The 16,475-nt window shown below is 48.7% G+C and carries 12 protein-coding genes and 1 pseudogene; 1 reads left to right on the forward strand and 12 read right to left on the reverse strand.

All coding sequences use genetic code 11. From position 1 onward, the window contains the following. Positions 1 to 2: 2 nt before the first annotated feature. The 12 genes and pseudogenes from ACP26N_RS11305 to ACP26N_RS11360 all read right to left on the reverse strand — a co-directional run bounded on the left by ACP26N_RS11305 (position 3) and on the right by ACP26N_RS11360 (position 15,270). Complete coding sequence (locus tag ACP26N_RS11305) at positions 3 to 2,201, reverse strand: RelA/SpoT family protein (RefSeq protein WP_114595340.1); 2,199 nt, start codon at positions 2,199 to 2,201, stop codon at positions 3 to 5. A gap of 139 nt (positions 2,202 to 2,340) precedes the next feature. Further along, complete coding sequence (locus ACP26N_RS11310; protein WP_012370959.1) at positions 2,341 to 2,859, reverse strand: adenine phosphoribosyltransferase; 519 nt, start codon at positions 2,857 to 2,859, stop codon at positions 2,341 to 2,343. Then, positions 2,838 to 5,147, reverse strand: coding sequence for a single-stranded-DNA-specific exonuclease RecJ (gene recJ / locus ACP26N_RS11315; RefSeq protein WP_131502715.1), 2,310 nt, complete (start codon positions 5,145 to 5,147; stop codon positions 2,838 to 2,840). The genes ACP26N_RS11310 and recJ overlap by 22 nt, the downstream gene beginning before the upstream one ends. A gap of 69 nt (positions 5,148 to 5,216) precedes the next feature. Continuing rightward, a pseudogene (gene secD, locus ACP26N_RS11320) lies at positions 5,217 to 7,428 on the reverse strand (protein translocase subunit SecD). A gap of 153 nt (positions 7,429 to 7,581) precedes the next feature. After that, on the reverse strand, positions 7,582 to 7,872 hold the full coding sequence (gene yajC, locus ACP26N_RS11325; RefSeq protein ID WP_012370963.1) for a preprotein translocase subunit YajC: 291 nt from the start codon (positions 7,870 to 7,872) through the stop codon (positions 7,582 to 7,584). A gap of 71 nt (positions 7,873 to 7,943) precedes the next feature. Further along, positions 7,944 to 9,089, reverse strand: coding sequence for a tRNA guanosine(34) transglycosylase Tgt (tgt, locus tag ACP26N_RS11330; protein ID WP_114595336.1), 1,146 nt, complete (start codon positions 9,087 to 9,089; stop codon positions 7,944 to 7,946). Next, a complete protein-coding gene (gene queA / locus ACP26N_RS11335; protein WP_114595335.1) occupies positions 9,086 to 10,129 on the reverse strand; it encodes a tRNA preQ1(34) S-adenosylmethionine ribosyltransferase-isomerase QueA in 1,044 nt (347 codons plus the stop codon). Before queA ends, tgt begins: the two co-directional genes overlap by 4 nt. 2 nt (positions 10,130 to 10,131) lie before the next feature. Next, positions 10,132 to 11,127: a Holliday junction branch migration DNA helicase RuvB gene (gene ruvB, locus ACP26N_RS11340; RefSeq protein ID WP_026832440.1), complete on the reverse strand. Its 996-nt coding sequence runs from the start codon at positions 11,125 to 11,127 to the stop codon at positions 10,132 to 10,134. Positions 11,128 to 11,131: 4 nt separating this feature from the next. Continuing rightward, positions 11,132 to 11,725: a Holliday junction branch migration protein RuvA gene (gene ruvA, locus ACP26N_RS11345; RefSeq protein ID WP_012370967.1), complete on the reverse strand. Its 594-nt coding sequence runs from the start codon at positions 11,723 to 11,725 to the stop codon at positions 11,132 to 11,134. 216 nt (positions 11,726 to 11,941) lie between these two features. Further along, positions 11,942 to 13,039 carry a quinolinate synthase NadA gene (gene nadA / locus ACP26N_RS11350; RefSeq protein WP_131502719.1) on the reverse strand — a complete coding sequence of 366 codons (1,098 nt, stop codon included), beginning with the start codon at positions 13,037 to 13,039 and terminating at the stop codon, positions 11,942 to 11,944. Continuing rightward, a complete protein-coding gene (gene nadC, locus ACP26N_RS11355) occupies positions 13,029 to 13,871 on the reverse strand; it encodes a carboxylating nicotinate-nucleotide diphosphorylase (RefSeq protein WP_131502720.1) in 843 nt (280 codons plus the stop codon). Before nadC ends, nadA begins: the two co-directional genes overlap by 11 nt. Then, positions 13,840 to 15,270: an L-aspartate oxidase gene (locus ACP26N_RS11360; protein WP_131502721.1), complete on the reverse strand. Its 1,431-nt coding sequence runs from the start codon at positions 15,268 to 15,270 to the stop codon at positions 13,840 to 13,842. Before ACP26N_RS11360 ends, nadC begins: the two co-directional genes overlap by 32 nt. Positions 15,271 to 15,367: 97 nt before the next feature. Here ACP26N_RS11360 and ACP26N_RS11365 point away from each other — a divergent pair, with 97 nt between their 5' ends. Then, positions 15,368 to 16,471: a cysteine desulfurase family protein gene (locus ACP26N_RS11365; protein ID WP_426353849.1), complete on the forward strand. Its 1,104-nt coding sequence runs from the start codon at positions 15,368 to 15,370 to the stop codon at positions 16,469 to 16,471. Positions 16,472 to 16,475 lie beyond the last annotated feature (4 nt).

Consider the following 16,475-nt stretch of genomic DNA (forward strand, 5'->3'; position numbering starts at 1 on the left):
CCTTATGTCATCATGACGCGATGTACCGCATAGACGTCTGATATTTGTTTAATCCGATCAACGACCTTTTGCAAATGGTTGACGTTGTCGATTGCAATCGTCATTGAAATCTTCGCCTGTTTGCTGTCGTTTCCCTTCCCGCTGACGGCTACGATATTCGTATTCATCGCGGATACCGATTGGAGAACGTCATTTAACAGACCTGCCCGGTCAAAACCGGAGATTTCGATTTCGACGTTATAACTCTTGACTGTTTTTCCTTCGTGTTCCCATTCGACTTCAAGCAACCGTTCCGGATTCTGTTCATGAATGACGTTCAGACAATCGGACCGGTGAATCGAAACCCCGCGGCCACGGGTGATATAGCCGACGATGTCGTCACCCGGAACCGGATTACAGCAACGACTCATGCGGACTAACATATTGTCGATCCCTTTGACGCGAACCCCTTCCGGATTCTGTTTCTGCGGCCGGTCAAATGTCTTCATCCCGCTGATGGCTTCGTTTAATTCCATATTCTTCGATTCTTTGTCTTTGCGCAATTTTTCCGTCAATTTATGGGCGACTTGAGCCGCGGTCAGTCCATGATAGCCGACTGCCGCATACATATCTTCTTCCTGACCGAAGTTAAACTTCCGTGTCACGTCTTCGAGCGTCTTTTCATTGATGACGTCTTTTGGCTCGAAACCGAGTTTCTTCACTTCCGCCTCAATTAATTCGCGGCCCTTTGAGACATTTTCTTCCCGTTGCTGGCGTTTGAACCATTGACGGATTTTATTTTTCGCCTGACTCGACACACAAATTTTCAGCCAGTCTTTGCTTGGACCATAACTGTGTTTGGATGTGACGATTTCAATGATGTCACCGGTCTTCAATTTATAGTCAATCGGCACCATCCGTCCGTTGACTTTGGCACCGATTGTCCGGTGACCGATTTCTGTATGAATCCGGTACGCGTAATCAATCGGGACCGAACCTTTCGGCAGCTCGATGACGTCTCCTTTTGGCGTAAAGACGTATAACATATCACTGAAGAAATCGACTTTGACTGATTCCATGAATTCTTCCGCGTCCGCCGTATCTTTTTGGAGTTCCAAGATTTCACGGAAATGAGCAATTTTATCTTCAAAACCTGATTTGGCTTCCTGCTCTTTTCCTTCTTTATACGCCCAGTGAGCGGCAATTCCGTACTCGGCGATGAAATGCATATCGCGTGTCCGAATTTGCACTTCAAGCGGTTCGCCCTTCGGCCCGATGACCGTTGTATGCAACGACTGGTACATATTCGGTTTTGGCATCGCAATATAATCCTTGAAGCGACCGGGCATCGGTTTATATTGCGTATGAATAATTCCGAGCACCGCATAACAATCCTTGATCGAATCGACAATGATTCGGACCGCCATCAAGTCATAAATCTCACTGAACTCTTTTTTTGAGTTTTGCATCTTGTTATAGATGGAATAAATATGTTTTGGACGACCATCGACCTCAGCTGCAATCTCAACTTCTTCCAGGACCTCATTGACTTCATCGATGACAGACGTGACGAGTGCTTCCCGTTCGGTCCGCTTTTGTTTCATCATCGAGACGATCCGGTAGTACTGTTGCGGGTTGATATAACGCAGACTGATGTCTTCCAGTTCCCATTTGATCGTCGAAATCCCGAGACGATGAGCAAGCGGGGCAAAGATTTCAAGTGTCTCTTCCGCTTTTTGTACTTGCTTCTCTTTGACCATGTGTTGCAAAGTCCGCATATTGTGCAAACGGTCGGCCAGCTTGATCAAGATGACCCGAATGTCCTCGGCCATCGCGATGAACATCTTCCGATGATTCTCGGCCAGTTCTTCCCGTTTCGACTTGTATTTGATTTTACCAAGCTTCGTCACACCATCGACGAGCATCGTAACATCTGCTCCAAATCGTTCCGTCAGTTGTTCCAGCGTAATATCGGTGTCCTCGACGACATCATGAAGAAGCGCGGCAACAATCGTTGTCGCATCCAAACCGATATCCACTAGTATCCCCGCTACTTGAACGGGGTGAATGATGTAAGGTTCACCCGATCGACGAAATTGTCCGTCATGCTCGTCTTTTGCGAATTGATAGGCGCGTTCGATATCTTTAACTTCTGCCTCTGTCATGTACTCCGCACATCGAGCGAGAAGGTCTTCTACATTTACGATTTGTTTATTTGTCATCCCTTATCCTCACCCAGTCCCCGGGATTGATTACGCTGAATCCCTAATATATATCCTCTATTATCGTGAAATTTTGATAATATGTCAAAATAAAAAGAAATACCCCCCCGACCACTGTCGGGAAGGTACTTGCGATTCATTAATCTGCGTAACGAATTAAGGAAAGAATATCGTATCCTTCTAATTTTTCACGTCCACCTAAACCGTCGAGCTCGATCAAGAATCCGATTCCGGCAACCGTTCCACCAAGTTGCTCGATCATTTTGATTGTCGCTTCGATTGTTCCGCCTGTTGCCAGTAGGTCATCCAGGATGACGACGCGTTGTCCTGGTTGAATCGCATCGTGATGCATCGTCAAGACATCTTTTCCGTACTCAAGACCATACTCGACACGGACCGTCTCACGTGGTAATTTCCCTTCTTTACGGACAGGTACAAATCCGATTTCCATCGCGTATGCTGCCGGGCAGCCGACAACAAATCCGCGTGCTTCCGGTCCAGCGATGACGTCCGCTCCTTGTTTACGGGCATAATCGATCAAGGCATCGACCGACTGCTTGTAAGCAGGACCGTTTTGCATCAGGGATGTGATATCTTTGAAACTGATTCCTTCTTTCGGCCAGTTTTCGACCTCTTTTATATGCTGTTTGAACTCCATGTCATTTCCTCCTGCTTCGCCGCTTCTACCAAAGTATCAAAACGCTCTTTCAACTGAGCGAGTGACGAATAAATGTATTGTTGCTCAAGACGTTGACGTTCCTCATGACGCTTGTACGTCGCAGCTTCCGTCAAGTCTCGTTTTTCAGCGTTCGGGTTCACACCCGGCAGCCCGTCCTCCATTGTAACAAGAAAATCAAGTTCCGAAAACACTGAATGCATAAAGTTAATCGAACGTTTCGACCATTTTCGCGATTTCGACAAACGAACAAGTCCAATTCGGAGCTCATCACGGGGGCATTTCGCAAAGTAATTAAAGTAATGCTTAAATTCTTCCCGGGATGGAATCGTCTCGAAATAGTATCCTTCGTCTTTAAACGCACAGTAAATCCGTTCGGCTTCGTTCAAATAAGGCAAGAAGGCCGACTCTTCTTCCGGCAGATCCAAAAAGACGACGTTTGCCTTAGCAGATCCATTTAGCGTACGCTCGGCATACTTGGTTTGTGTTTCTTCCGAGAAGGCGACAAACGTCGTCGTATCATGCGGAAGTTCAAACACATCCGTCAACGGTTTCTTGCCACCACGGTAATCAAATAGTTGGTAATCGACGACTGCTAAATCCTGAATCATCAGTTGCGGTTTACGGAAACCGTTCCATTCATTGATATTCAGACTCCCCATTAACGACACTTCTGCGAGTGATGACACTTCTTCGACGGCGTCACCAAAACCGAATCCGATTCCATCCAGTTCGGTCTTTCCGTCGGTCACGAGAACCTTCAGGTGGGTCAAATCACGGCCAATCCGTTTTAAGTCTCGGATGCTGGCACCTTCCACGACGACACGCGGTGACGGATTCCCCATACCGAACGGTGCGAGTCGTCCCATCTCTTCAATCAAGCCGATGGAGACATCCGAAACATTCAGGCGTAAATCAATTTCTGTCGTCGCGATGAACGCTTCTTCCGGCAAACTTGCCGCTTGGGCATTCAATCGTTCCCGTAAAACACTGACGTTTTCTGATGACAATGTCATTCCGGCAGCAGCCGGATGTCCTCCGAAGTGCGGTAAGATATCAGCCGACTGATTCAACTCGGCAAAGAGATCAAATGCGGCAATCGAACGGCCAGAACCTTTTGCCGTCCCTTTTTCTGCATCATGACACAAAAGAATCACAGGTCGATGATACTTTTCAACAAGCCGGGACGCTACGATTCCGACGACACCCGGATTCCATTGATCCGAATCGACGACTAAGACACGGTCTGCCAGATAATGCTGTTCCACGAGGTCGGTCGCTTCTTCGGCAATCTTTTTGACGATATCCTGCCGTTGTTTATTTTGTTGGTCGAGTTGTTCTGCAAGCAGGCTGGCTTCTTCTATTGTTTCCGCGAGTAACATCTCAAGCGCCGGCATCGCCGAGTCGAGTCGACCGGCTGCATTGATCCGGGGACCAAAGGCAAACCCGACCGACTCTTCCGTCAACTCGTCTTCGACGAGACTGCAGACTTTCCGTAACGCTAAAATACCCGGTCGTTCACTGGCATTTAACGCTTCAATCCCTTTCGCTGCAAGCAACCGGTTTTCACCGACGAGCGGCACTAAGTCGGCAATCGTTCCGAGTACAGCCAAATCAAGCAATTCTTCCGGCACACGTCCCAGTAACGCATGGGCGACCTTAAAGGCAACACCGGCACCGGCAAGCTTCGAATACGGGTAATTGGAATCAACACCCGGATGAATCATGGCGAAAGCGTCCGGCAAGACGTCTTTTGCTTCATGGTGATCGGTAATGATTAAATCAACGCCGAGTTCTTTTAAGACGGCGGCTTCCTCGATACCGGAAATTCCGCAGTCGACCGTGATCACGAGACCGAATCCTTCTTCTGCCGCCCAGCGGAACGCTGCCTCGTTTGGTCCGTAACCTTCTGTAAACCGATTCGGAATGTAGCATTCCGCCATCGCACCGATTTCAATCAACGCATGCCATAAAATCGCAGCGGAACTGACGCCGTCGACATCATAGTCTCCGTAAATCAAAATCATCTCACCTTCATCAGCCGCTTGCTGGATCCGGGCGACTACTTTGTTCATGTCCTGGAACAGGAACGGATCATGAAACGCCATTTGATCGGTTTCCAAAAACGCTTTAGCTTGATCCGCTGTCTCAAAGCCACGTTGCACGAGCAAGTGTGCGACTTGATGGGAAACGTTCACCTGGCCAGCCAGTTCGTCTATTTTAACGGAATCGACTTGCTTATCGATCCATGTTTTCTTTGAATGATACATCTAATCCCTCCAATCAACTTCATCATTATAGAACAAAACCCGCGTTAGCGATAGCTAACACGGGTCAGGTTATGAGGCTTGTTTTGTTGATTTCAGCGTCCGACCTTTCATGACGAGCCACAGTTGGGCTGCGATGAAGATCGAAGAATACATGCCCATGATCAGACCAACGAGTAAGGCAAGACTGAATCCACGGATCGCTTCACTACCGAAGATGTAGAGTGCCGCTGCCGTCATGATGACTGTGACGACCGTGTTGATTGAACGAATGATTGTCTGTTGAATCGATTCATTGACGATATGCGACAATTCACTGAACGTCACTTGACGGCCACCTTTTTCAGCAAGACCCAAGTTTTCCCGGACCCGGTCAAAGGTAACAATCGTATCATTGACCGAATAACCGATGATCGTCAAAATCGCTGCGATGAAGTACAGATTAACTTCAATCTGGAACAACGAGAAGAAGGCAATGATCATCAACGCATCATGGAGCAAAGCAAGGACAGTCGCAATCCCGTATAACGGTTGGAAACGGAACGAGACGTAAATAACGATTCCGAGTGAAGCCAGCAAGACGGCATAAATCGCGTTACGGGCGATTTCCTGACCGACTTGTGCCGACACTGTCGAGATGCTTGGTTCTTTTTTATATTTTGCTTCAATCGTTTGTTTCATTTTCGAGATTTGCTCCTGATCGAATTCTCCGACGAACGTCACGTTCGCGAGCTTTCCGCCTTGCGCGAATTGCACACCATTGATTTCAGCGGCATCAATTCCGGCCTCTTCAATGACGGAACGAACCTCTGCTTCTTTGATCGTGTTCGTTGAAGAAATTTCAACGCGTGTTCCTTCTGTAAAGTCGATTCCGAGGTTCAAGCCGCGGAAGGCCAACAGTAGAATCGAAATGACTACAAGCGCAATCGTGATTGCAAAGTAAACTTTCCGATGCTTCACATAATCAAATTTCGTTGGATTAAAGTTCACGAATTTCATCCTCCTTTACGCCAAACCAGGTTTTTTTCTTATCAAACCAGCGGCTGCTGACGAGAAGTTGCATCAAGTAACGTGAGATGAAAACATTCGTGATGAACGTAACGGCAATCGAGACCATCAACATGATGGCAAATCCTTTGACGGTACTTGTTCCGAAGTAATACAACACGCCTGCTGAAATCAACGTCGTCAAGTTGGCATCAAGAATCGTACCAAATGAGCGGCGGTTACCGGCTTTAAAGGCGGACAAGACGGATTTCCCGCTTCTGAGTTCATCTTTGATCCGTTCTGCCGTGATGATGTTCGCATCAACTGCCATCCCGACACCCAGTACGAGCGCAGCGATACCCGGCAATGTCAAGACTGCATTGATCCCGTTAAAGAAAATCATGACGAGATAGATATAGAACAACAATGTAATGATCGACACTAAACCAGATACCCGGTAGAACAGCAACATGAAGAGGAAGACGGCTGCAACACCGATCATTGACGCAAACAATGTCTGATCGAGGGCATCTTGACCAAACGCGGCCGAGACAGACGTCGAATAGATTTCATCCAGTTTGACGGGTAGTGCTCCGGCATTCAGGATTGACGATAGTTGTTTTCCGTATTCTGCTGTAATGTCACCACCAGAGATGATGGCTTTATCCGAGTTGATCGGCTGTCGGACCGAAGCATCGGAGACGATTTTTGAATTTTCTTTTTGAATCTCTTTTTCGTACGTATCCCCTTTTTCATAGTCGAGCCAGATGACAAGACGATTTGCAGGAGGTTGCATTTTAGACACTTGTTGTGTCACTTCATAAAATTTTTCTTTCGACTTCATTGTCAGTTCGACGAGCGGTGCGTTTGTTTGCGGATCGTATCCGACTTTCGCTCCTTTTGCCTTTAAGTCTGATCCATCAAGTAACACTTTGTCGTTGATGTCCCGGAATGACAGTTCGGCAGTCGAGGATAAAATCTGACGGGCTTCACTTTGATTTTTGACACCGGCTAGCTGGACACGAATCCTGTTGTCTCCTTCAATCCGGATGTCCGGTTCCGAAACACCCAGTACGTTAACCCGGTTTTCGATTGCCGTCAGCGTCGCGCTCATCGCATTGGAATCGATGACATCGCCTTCTTTTAGTGGTTGTACTTCATACAAGACTTCAAATCCGCCTTTTAAGTCCAGACCGAGTTTGGTGTCTTTTAAGAGCCAATTCGATGTCGTGCCAATCAAAACGAGCAGCGCGGCGACGATAATGAAGAACGTGGCCAGTTTTCCCTTCTTAATCATGCTACATTGTCCTTTCTCTCAATCCCTGTATATTTTCAGACAACTTTCTTATCCTATCCTAGCTTACATAAGAATTGGTAATCTTAGCAATCGTTTTTCTCATATAAAAACAGAAAAGACGCTTCCGAATTCGGAAAGCGTCTTTTTCGAGCCTTATTCGACGATTTCGTCGTCCATGACAGTCGTAGTTTTTTTCGTAACTTCTGCGACCGCACTACGGTTGAACGTCAATTGAGCGTTACCCGATTTCAATGTGACGGTCGTCTCATCTACTTTTTGTACGACCCCATGAAGGCCACCGATCGTTACGATCGAGTCACCGCGTGATAATTGGGTTTGCATCTCACGCACTTGCTTCTGGCGTTTGTTCTGTGGACGAATCAACAAGAAATAAAACACCACGAAGATCAAGATCATCGGGAGGAATGTCAATAATTGTTGCATCTGAGTCAGCTCCTTTTCATTCAAATCACGTTCATTATACCGTAAAAAGAATAGAATTGTCAGACCATTTATCAGAAATTCTTCGCGTTCGGTAAATTATAACCGTATTCTTCGAAGAATTCGTCTTTGAAATCAAGCAGACGATCTTCGCGAATCGCTTGACGGACGCCTTCCATCAACTTGACGAGGAAGTGAAGATTATGTGTCGAACAGAGGTGAAGACCAAATGTTTCCTGTGCCCGGATTAAGTGATGGATATAAGCACGCGAGTAATTCTTACAGGCGTAGCAATCACACTTTTCGTCGAGCGGACGGAAATCACGCGCATATTTGGCATTCCGGACGACGAGACGTCCGCTTGATGTCATCAACGTACCATTACGGGCAATCCGGGTCGGCAAGACACAGTCAAACATATCAATCCCGCGGATGGCTCCTTCAATCAAGGCATCCGGCGAACCGACGCCCATCAAATAACGCGGCTTGTCTTCCGGCATGAGTGGTGTCGTGAAATCAAGAGCACGATACATGACGTCTTTTGGCTCTCCGACCGACAGACCACCGACCGCATAACCCGGGAAATCAAGTGATGCAAGATCACGGGCACTTTGACGGCGTAAGTCTTCATACTCGCCGCCTTGAATGATACCGAACAATGCTTGATCCTGCGGCCGTTCGTGTGCTTCAAGGCAACGTTCCGCCCAGCGGCTTGTCCGCTCGACAGAAGCTTTCATGTATTCATGAGAAGCCGGGAACGGTGGGCACTCGTCAAACGCCATCATGATGTCAGAACCGAGGGCATTTTGGATTTCCATTGCTTTTTCCGGTGACAGGAACAGTTTATCTCCATTCAAGTGGTTCCGGAAATGGACACCTTCCTCTGTGATGTTACGTAAATCAGCGAGAGAAAAGACTTGGAATCCACCGGAATCGGTTAAGATGGCGCCGTCCCAATTCATGAATTTATGCAGGCCGCCGGCTTCTTTAATGACATCATGGCCCGGACGGACCCACAGGTGATAGGTATTGGACAAAATGATGTTCGCATTCATGTCTTTAATCTGTTCCGGCGCCATCGTCTTGACTGTCGCTTGTGTACCGACCGGCATGAAAACAGGTGTCTCGAAGCTGCCGTGCGGCGTATGGACGATTCCTAACCGCGCACCAGATTGTTTACAAGTCTTGATATGTTCGTACGTTACTGCATGTTTTGTCATCGGTTTAATTCCTCTCTCGTTAAGAACATTGCGTCTCCGAAACTAAAGAATCGGTAATTTTGCGCAACAGCTTCTTCATAGGCATGTAATATGTGTTCACGGGTCGATAGAGCGGATACGAGCATGATCAAAGTCGACTTCGGTAAGTGGAAGTTCGTGATCAAGCCGTCGATTCCTTTGATTTCCTGCCCCGGATAGATAAAGATATCCGTCCAACCGGATGCTTCGACGAAATCCCCGTGATCCCGGATGACGGTTTCAAGTGTCCGGGTCGAAGTTGTTCCGACGGCAATGATCCGTCCGCCGTTTTTACGGGTCTCCCGTAAAATCTTCGCAGAGGACTCCGGTAATTCGTAGTATTCACTGTGCATTTTGTGACTGTCCACGTCATCGACGGAGACCGGACGGAATGTCCCGAGTCCGACGTGTAATGTTAACGGTGCAAGCTGAACGCCTTTATCAGTCAGTGCCTGCAACAGTTCCGGTGTAAAATGCAGACCTGCCGTCGGGGCTGCCGCACTCCCCCGTTCCCGGGCGTAGACCGTCTGGTAACGGTCCTGATCTTCGAGTTGCTCATGGATATAAGGTGGCAAAGGCATCGTCCCGAGCTGATCGAGTACTTCATAAAAAATGCCGGTGTACGAGAACTTCAGGATTCGCCCGCCATCGTCGAGTGCTTCGACACATTCCGCCCGGAGCAATCCGTCACCAAATGACAGGACAGTTCCCGGTTTAACGCGTTTCGCGGGTTTTGCGAGCGTCTCCCAGACATCTTCGCTCGTCTGCTTGAGCAATAACAGTTCAATTTTGCCGCCGGTCTCTTCTTTGACACCAAACAGTCGGGCCGGTAAGACCTTCGTATCATTGATGACGAGCGTATCTCCTGCGTTAAAATACGAGACGATATCATGAAATTTTTCATGACGAAGGGCGCCTGTTTCCCGATTGACGACCATCAACTTTGAACTTGTCCGATCGAGCAATGGCACTTGGGCAATCTGTTCTTCCGGTAAATGAAAATCAAATAAATTTACATCCATCTTTAGTTTCCTTCTTTCAATCCTAAATGTTGCCGCGCAAACGGCGTCAAGACACGACCGCGTGGTGTCCGTTGTAAAAATCCTTGTTGTAGTAAATAAGGTTCGTAGACGTCTTCAATTGTCTGCGCATCTTCGCCGATCGTCGCTGCAATCGTCTCAAGACCAACCGGTCCTCCGGCAAACCGTTCGGCAAGCGAACGTAACAGACGGTGATCAACATCATCCAGTCCAAGCGCATCGACATGCAAACGATCGAGTGCACTCGTCGCAAGTGTCGCGTCGATTGCGGTCTGATGCGCGACTTGCGCAAAATCACGGACACGTCGTAACAACCGGTTGGCAACCCGTGGTGTCCCGCGGGAACGAAGCGCAATGGCTTCTGCTGCCATCCGGTCTGCTTCAAACCCAAACAGACGGGATGTCCGTGTGACAATCGCCGACAGTTCCGGCATCGTATAGTACTCCAGTTTCAGCGTCACACCAAAGCGGTCACGAAGTGGAGCCGACAACATGCCTGCCCGTGTCGTTGCTCCGACTAGCGTAAACGGTGGCAAATCAATCCGTACGCTGCGTGCCAACTCCCCTTGACCGATGACGATATCAAGACAATAGTCTTCCATAGCCGGATAAAGAATCTCCTCAATCGACCGGCTCAACCGGTGAATTTCGTCAATAAACAAGACGTCTCCCGGTTCGAGCGAAGACAAAATTGCCGCGAGATCCCCCGGCCGTTCAATCGCCGGGCCGGCTGTCGTCTTGATGCCGACGCCCATCTCGTTGGCAATGATTGTCGCAAGTGTCGTCTTCCCAAGACCGGGAGGACCGTATAAAAGCACGTGATCCAGTGTTTCCTGACGGATTTTTGCCGCTTGGATAAAGACACTCAGATTGCCTTTCGCCTTTTCCTGACCAATGTACTGATCCAGTGTCTGAGGACGCAAACTCCACTCTTCCTGATCTTCCGCATGTGCGGATTCTGACAAAATCCGTTCTTCCACGTTCTCACCTCACATTCAATAACAACTGCAACGCCCGCTTCACATATTGGTCCGTCGACAACACTTCACCTTGAAGTGCTTTTTTGACTTTCTCGACTTCCCGTTCACTGTATCCGAGTGCCGTCAAGGCTTCACATGCTTCATTCAATTCCGCATTTCCCTGGGCAAATAATCCTTCACTTGGAATATAGTCCGGTGCGAGCTCAGCCAGTTTCCCTTTTAAATCAAGCGTCATCTGCTTCGCTGTCTTTTTACCGACACCCGGGAACTTAATCAAATAACTTTCCTTCTCCTGCTCGATTGCTTCAACAAGCGCATCGACATCTCCTGACGCCACGATGGCAAGTGATCCTTTAGGACCAATCCCTGTTACGCCAAGCAATTTCGTAAACAGCGCCCGTTCACGTCTTGAACGGAATCCGAACAAGACTTCCTGGTCTTCTCTGACATAATGATACGTATATACGATAACCTGTTCGTCTCCGGTCCGATAAAAAAACGGGTTCGGTGCTACGATTTTGTAGCCAATCCCCCCGACCTCGATCGTCACGAATTCCGCACAGACATAAGCGACTTCGCCGCGTACGAATTCTATCACTTTTGAACGCTCCCATCCATTAACAAACTCTCGTGTTATTGTAGCATATAACGAGGAGGCTCTTCAAAACGTAATTCTCCATAACTGAGACTGTCACGATGGAAATTTGCGTATTCTACTTCTCTCAAAAAAATGAAACAGAGCAACGGATGTCGCATTCCGTTGCCCTGTTTCGTAGTGCGTGAATTGTTCGAGTCCGCTTTACTTTTCGTACTGTTACGAGCGTTCCAGCATCCGTTCGAGTGCGAGGACTGCATAGCGTGTCGTTTCCGGATCGACGGTGATGACATTGACCGGCTGACCGGATTCAATTTGTTCGAGTGACCAGGCGAGGTGCGGTAAATCAATCCGGTTCATCGTCAGACACGGACACATGAATGGATTTAAGGACACGATGTCGAGTTCCGGATAATCTTTTGCCAGCCGTTGGACTAAGTTCATTTCTGTCCCGATGGCCCACTTCGTTCCCGGTTCCGCCTGTCTGATTTGATCAATGATATACGCTGTCGAACCATTCAAATCTGACGCTGCGACGACTTCAAAGGAACATTCCGGGTGAACAAGAATTTTCCGTTCGGGATCTGCTTTACGGAACTGCTCAATCTGTTCGACCGTGAACTTCTCATGAACAGAACAATGTCCCTTCCACAGTACGACCCGGATGTCCTCATCCGCTCCGTCAAACACCAACTGATCGGCAATCGGATCCCAGACAGCCATCTGTTCGAGCGGAATTCCCAAGGCATGCGCCGTATTCCGTCCGAGATGTTGATCGGGCAGGAAGAAGAGGATGTCGCGTTCAGCAAGTGCCCACTCGACCATTCGAACTGCATTCGAGGAAGTAACGGTTGCTCCGCCGTGACGACCGACAAACGCTTTGATTTCAGCTGTTGAATTGACATACGTCAACGGGAGAATCGATCGCCCCAACCGGTTCGTCAACACGCCATATGCCCGTTCCGTCTGAAAGCCGTTCGCCATATCAGCCATTGAACAGCCGGCCCGCATATCCGGCAAGACGACCGTATGCTGTTGATCCGTCAGCATATCCGCCGTCTCTGCCATGAAATGAACACCGCAAAAAACTGTATAGTCGGCATCCGTCATCTGTTTCGCCACTTGCGCGAGTTGGAGTGAATCTCCTGTTGCATCCGCAAACTGAACGACCTCATCTTTTTGATAATGATGCGCGGGTAAAAATAGTCTTGATCCCATCCGCAGTTTGACCCCTTCGATGATTGCCACTAATTCTGCATCTGTTTTTTTTAAGTATGTTCTCGGAATCCCTTGCTCTGTAAATAAATTAAGACTCATCTTTTTTTCCTCCCGCAATTTTCATACTGATGTCTAACGCCGGTGCCGAATGGGTCAATGCACCAAGTGAGATATAATCCGCTCCGCACTCACCATATGCCGGTAACGTATCCAGTGTGATTCCGCCTGATACTTCGACCGTAATCGTTCGCGGAATCCATGACCGGAACAACTTGATCTCTTCCGGTGTCCGGTTGTCGAGCATGATGATATCGACACCGGCTGCGACTGCTTCCTTGACCTCTTCACTTGTCTCGACCTCCACCTCAATCGGTGTCGTGTGACCGACTTGTGCCTTCGCCCGACTGACGGCAGCTGTAATTGAACCGGCGACGGTGATGTGATTATCTTTGATCATGACGGCATCATCGAGTCGACCGCGGTGATTAAATCCGCCCCCGATCCGAACTGCATGTTTTTCAAGCATCCGGAGACCCGGTGTTGTTTTCCGTGTATCGGCAATCCGGACTTTCCCACCGACAAGATTTACTGCCTGGTGCGTCAAGGTCGCGATTCCCGACGTTCGTTGTATGAGATTTAAAGCGACCCGCTCTCCCGTCAGAATCGCCTGCAGGCGACCGGACCATTTCGCGACCACTTGTCCTCGGGAAATCGGTTGTCCGTCCCGGACGATCGTTTCGTGTTCGACTTCGAGCAGTCGGGCTAATTCGCCCAATACAGCTTCACCGCAAAAAATACCGGACTCTTTCGCCATGAATTGACCGGTTCCTTGTTCATCGCCAATCAGACATACTTCACTCGTCACGTCCTGATGACCGATATCCTCCACTAAAAAATCTTCAAGTTGTCGTCGTAGGTACCATCTGTTCATGTGGTTGTTCTCCTTTTAATCGTTGAATTGCTCCTTCAAGTAACAGCTTTGCCGTCATCCGATGCAGACGCCTCAGTTCAGCGTCCCGTCCGGATCCTTGTTCATCCGGTTGATGTTGGAAGGTTTCCAGCGTTTGTTTAAGCAGGCGTTCATCGAGCTGAACGCTTAACGCTTCTGCCCAGGAGGAATCGAGTGGTTCCGGCTCTCTCTCCTGTACGATCTCTATGTCCGGTAACGGCTGGCGTGTCGGCAACTGAAGCCGTAATGCCAATTCCTTGCCCATTACGAAACATTCGAGCAGCGAGTTTGAGGCCAATCGATTTTTTCCATGCAATCCTGTTGATGCCGTCTCACCAACTGCATACAGTCCCGGAACGGTCGTCCGCCCGAGACGGTCTGTTTTAATCCCGCCCATTAAAAAGTGAACACCGGTCGTCACTTCAACGATACCAGGTGATATGTTCAACGTTTCACATTTCTTAACAAACGTCGGAAAGCGTCGGTGCAATTGTTCGACAGACGTCGTATTGAGATAAACCGGTTCTTGTTCGCGTACTGTCGTGATGCGCCTTGCGACTTCATCCCGGGCGGCCAAGTCTCCTTGCGGATGATCCGCCATCACACGGCGACCGTCTGTTGTCATCAAATACGCACCCGCTCCGCGTAATGCCTCCGTAATCAAGCCTTGACTGACACCGTCGTGAAGAAGCACGGTCGGATGATGCTGGATGTACCCTAAATCGGATAGACGTGCTCCGACCTGCGCTGCGAGTGCCAGACCGTCACCCGTCAGGTCCGGTTCGTTCGTCGAAGCCGTGAACAAGCCGCCGATTCCGCCTGTCGCCAGGATGACAGCCCGAGCAGAAAAGACGACCGGCGTTTGACCGCGATACCCGCGTGCGCCGACGACCTGTTGTCTGTTCATCAACAATTCCGTAATGACGGTATCCTCGATGACAGGATGATCCAATTGCTGAAGCAGTTGTGTCATCATTCGTTCACCTGTCCGGTCTCCTCCAATGTGAAAAATACGGGGTCTTGAGTGCGCCCCTTCTTGACCTAAGGCATATTCGCCCGTCACTTCACGGTCAAACACGACACCAAATGTTTCAAGTTCTTGAATGACCTGCCTGCCGGTCGCGGTGATAAATGAAATCATCGTTTCATCTGTCCGTCCCTTCGCGGCCTGCTCCGTGTCAACTTGATGACTGAAATGGTTCTCCTCCAGATATGCCGACGCAATCCCGCCTTGTGCCCGCATCGAATTCGTTTCCGTCTTCGTCCCTTTTGAGACAAGGATGACCTTCAAGTGAGACGGGAGATGCAGGGCAGCTGAAACGGCTGCTAATCCTGTGCCGATGATTAAGACATCAACTTCCTCTACATTATGTAAAGACATATGATAAACACCTCTATACTTAAATATTTACTATTGACTTGACAATAAGTTTGGCATATTTTTAGCTGAGTGACAAGACGAAAGGATACGATAATGAATGATTTATTTAGATCACGCGGCAACGACCCCCATGCACCCGGACGCCCTTGAACAGTATCGATACACGGCAGAACGTGCATATGGCAACAGTTCGTCGCTTCATGACACGGGAGATACCGCCCTCCGATTGTTAGAGCAGGCACGGAATAAATTAATGGAATGGCTTGGTGTGACCGAAGGAACAATTGTCTTTACGGGGAGCGGATCTGAAGCCAACTACATCGCTTTAAGTCATCTCCTCCGTCAAACCAATAAGACAACTGTCTTGACACTTAAATCGGAACACGATTCTGTCTTGTTACCCTTGAAACGGTGGCAGCATGACTGGCAGGCAATCGATTTACAAACGACTGGCGAATTCGATTGGGCGTTGTTCGAAAAAGCGTGTACGGAAGAAATCGGCGTCGTTTCAATCCAACACGTCAATTCAGAAACAGGTTTTATCTTTCCGGTTTCTGACATCGCTGCCTTTTGCCGAAAAAAAGGCATTTTGTTTCACTGCGACGGGATTCAAGGTTTTTTGAAAGATCCGGTTGATTTAACGGACGTCGAGGCCTATACCATCAGTAGCCACAAGGTCTATGGACCGAAAGGACTCGGAGCCGTCTATTTGCGACGTCCCCTGTTCAGCCCCTATTATGAGGCGCACCATGAGTTCGGAATTCGTCCCGGAACTGTCGACGTCCCCGGCATCGCTGCTTTCCTGATGGCGTGTCATCGTTATCTTGAGGAAAATCAGCAGATCCAGGCATCGAGCAAAAGATTTCGTGGTATGCTAAAAAAAAGACTTCCAGCTGCTTATTACCAAATCATTGAATCACCTCAGCAACTCAATTCGATTTGTGCCATTCATACGAAACAACGGGATGGTCAATTCGTCCTCCTCGCCCTAAATCGTGCGGGAATTGCCGTCTCGGCGGGAAGTGCTTGTCGTGCAGGTGAGAATGGACCCAACTCGACTTTACGTGCGATTGGTTTTGATGAAGCAGCGGCTCACGGATTGATTCGACTCAGTTTCGGTCGGATGACGACAGCCGAGGAAGTAGAGCGATGTATCGATGTCCTTTGTTCTTTGGAGGAATCAGATGAACTAGAAAGGTAGGAAT

The organism is Exiguobacterium sp. R-39 (assembly GCF_049942815.1).
Lineage (GTDB): Bacteria > Bacillota > Bacilli > Exiguobacteriales > Exiguobacteriaceae > Exiguobacterium_A.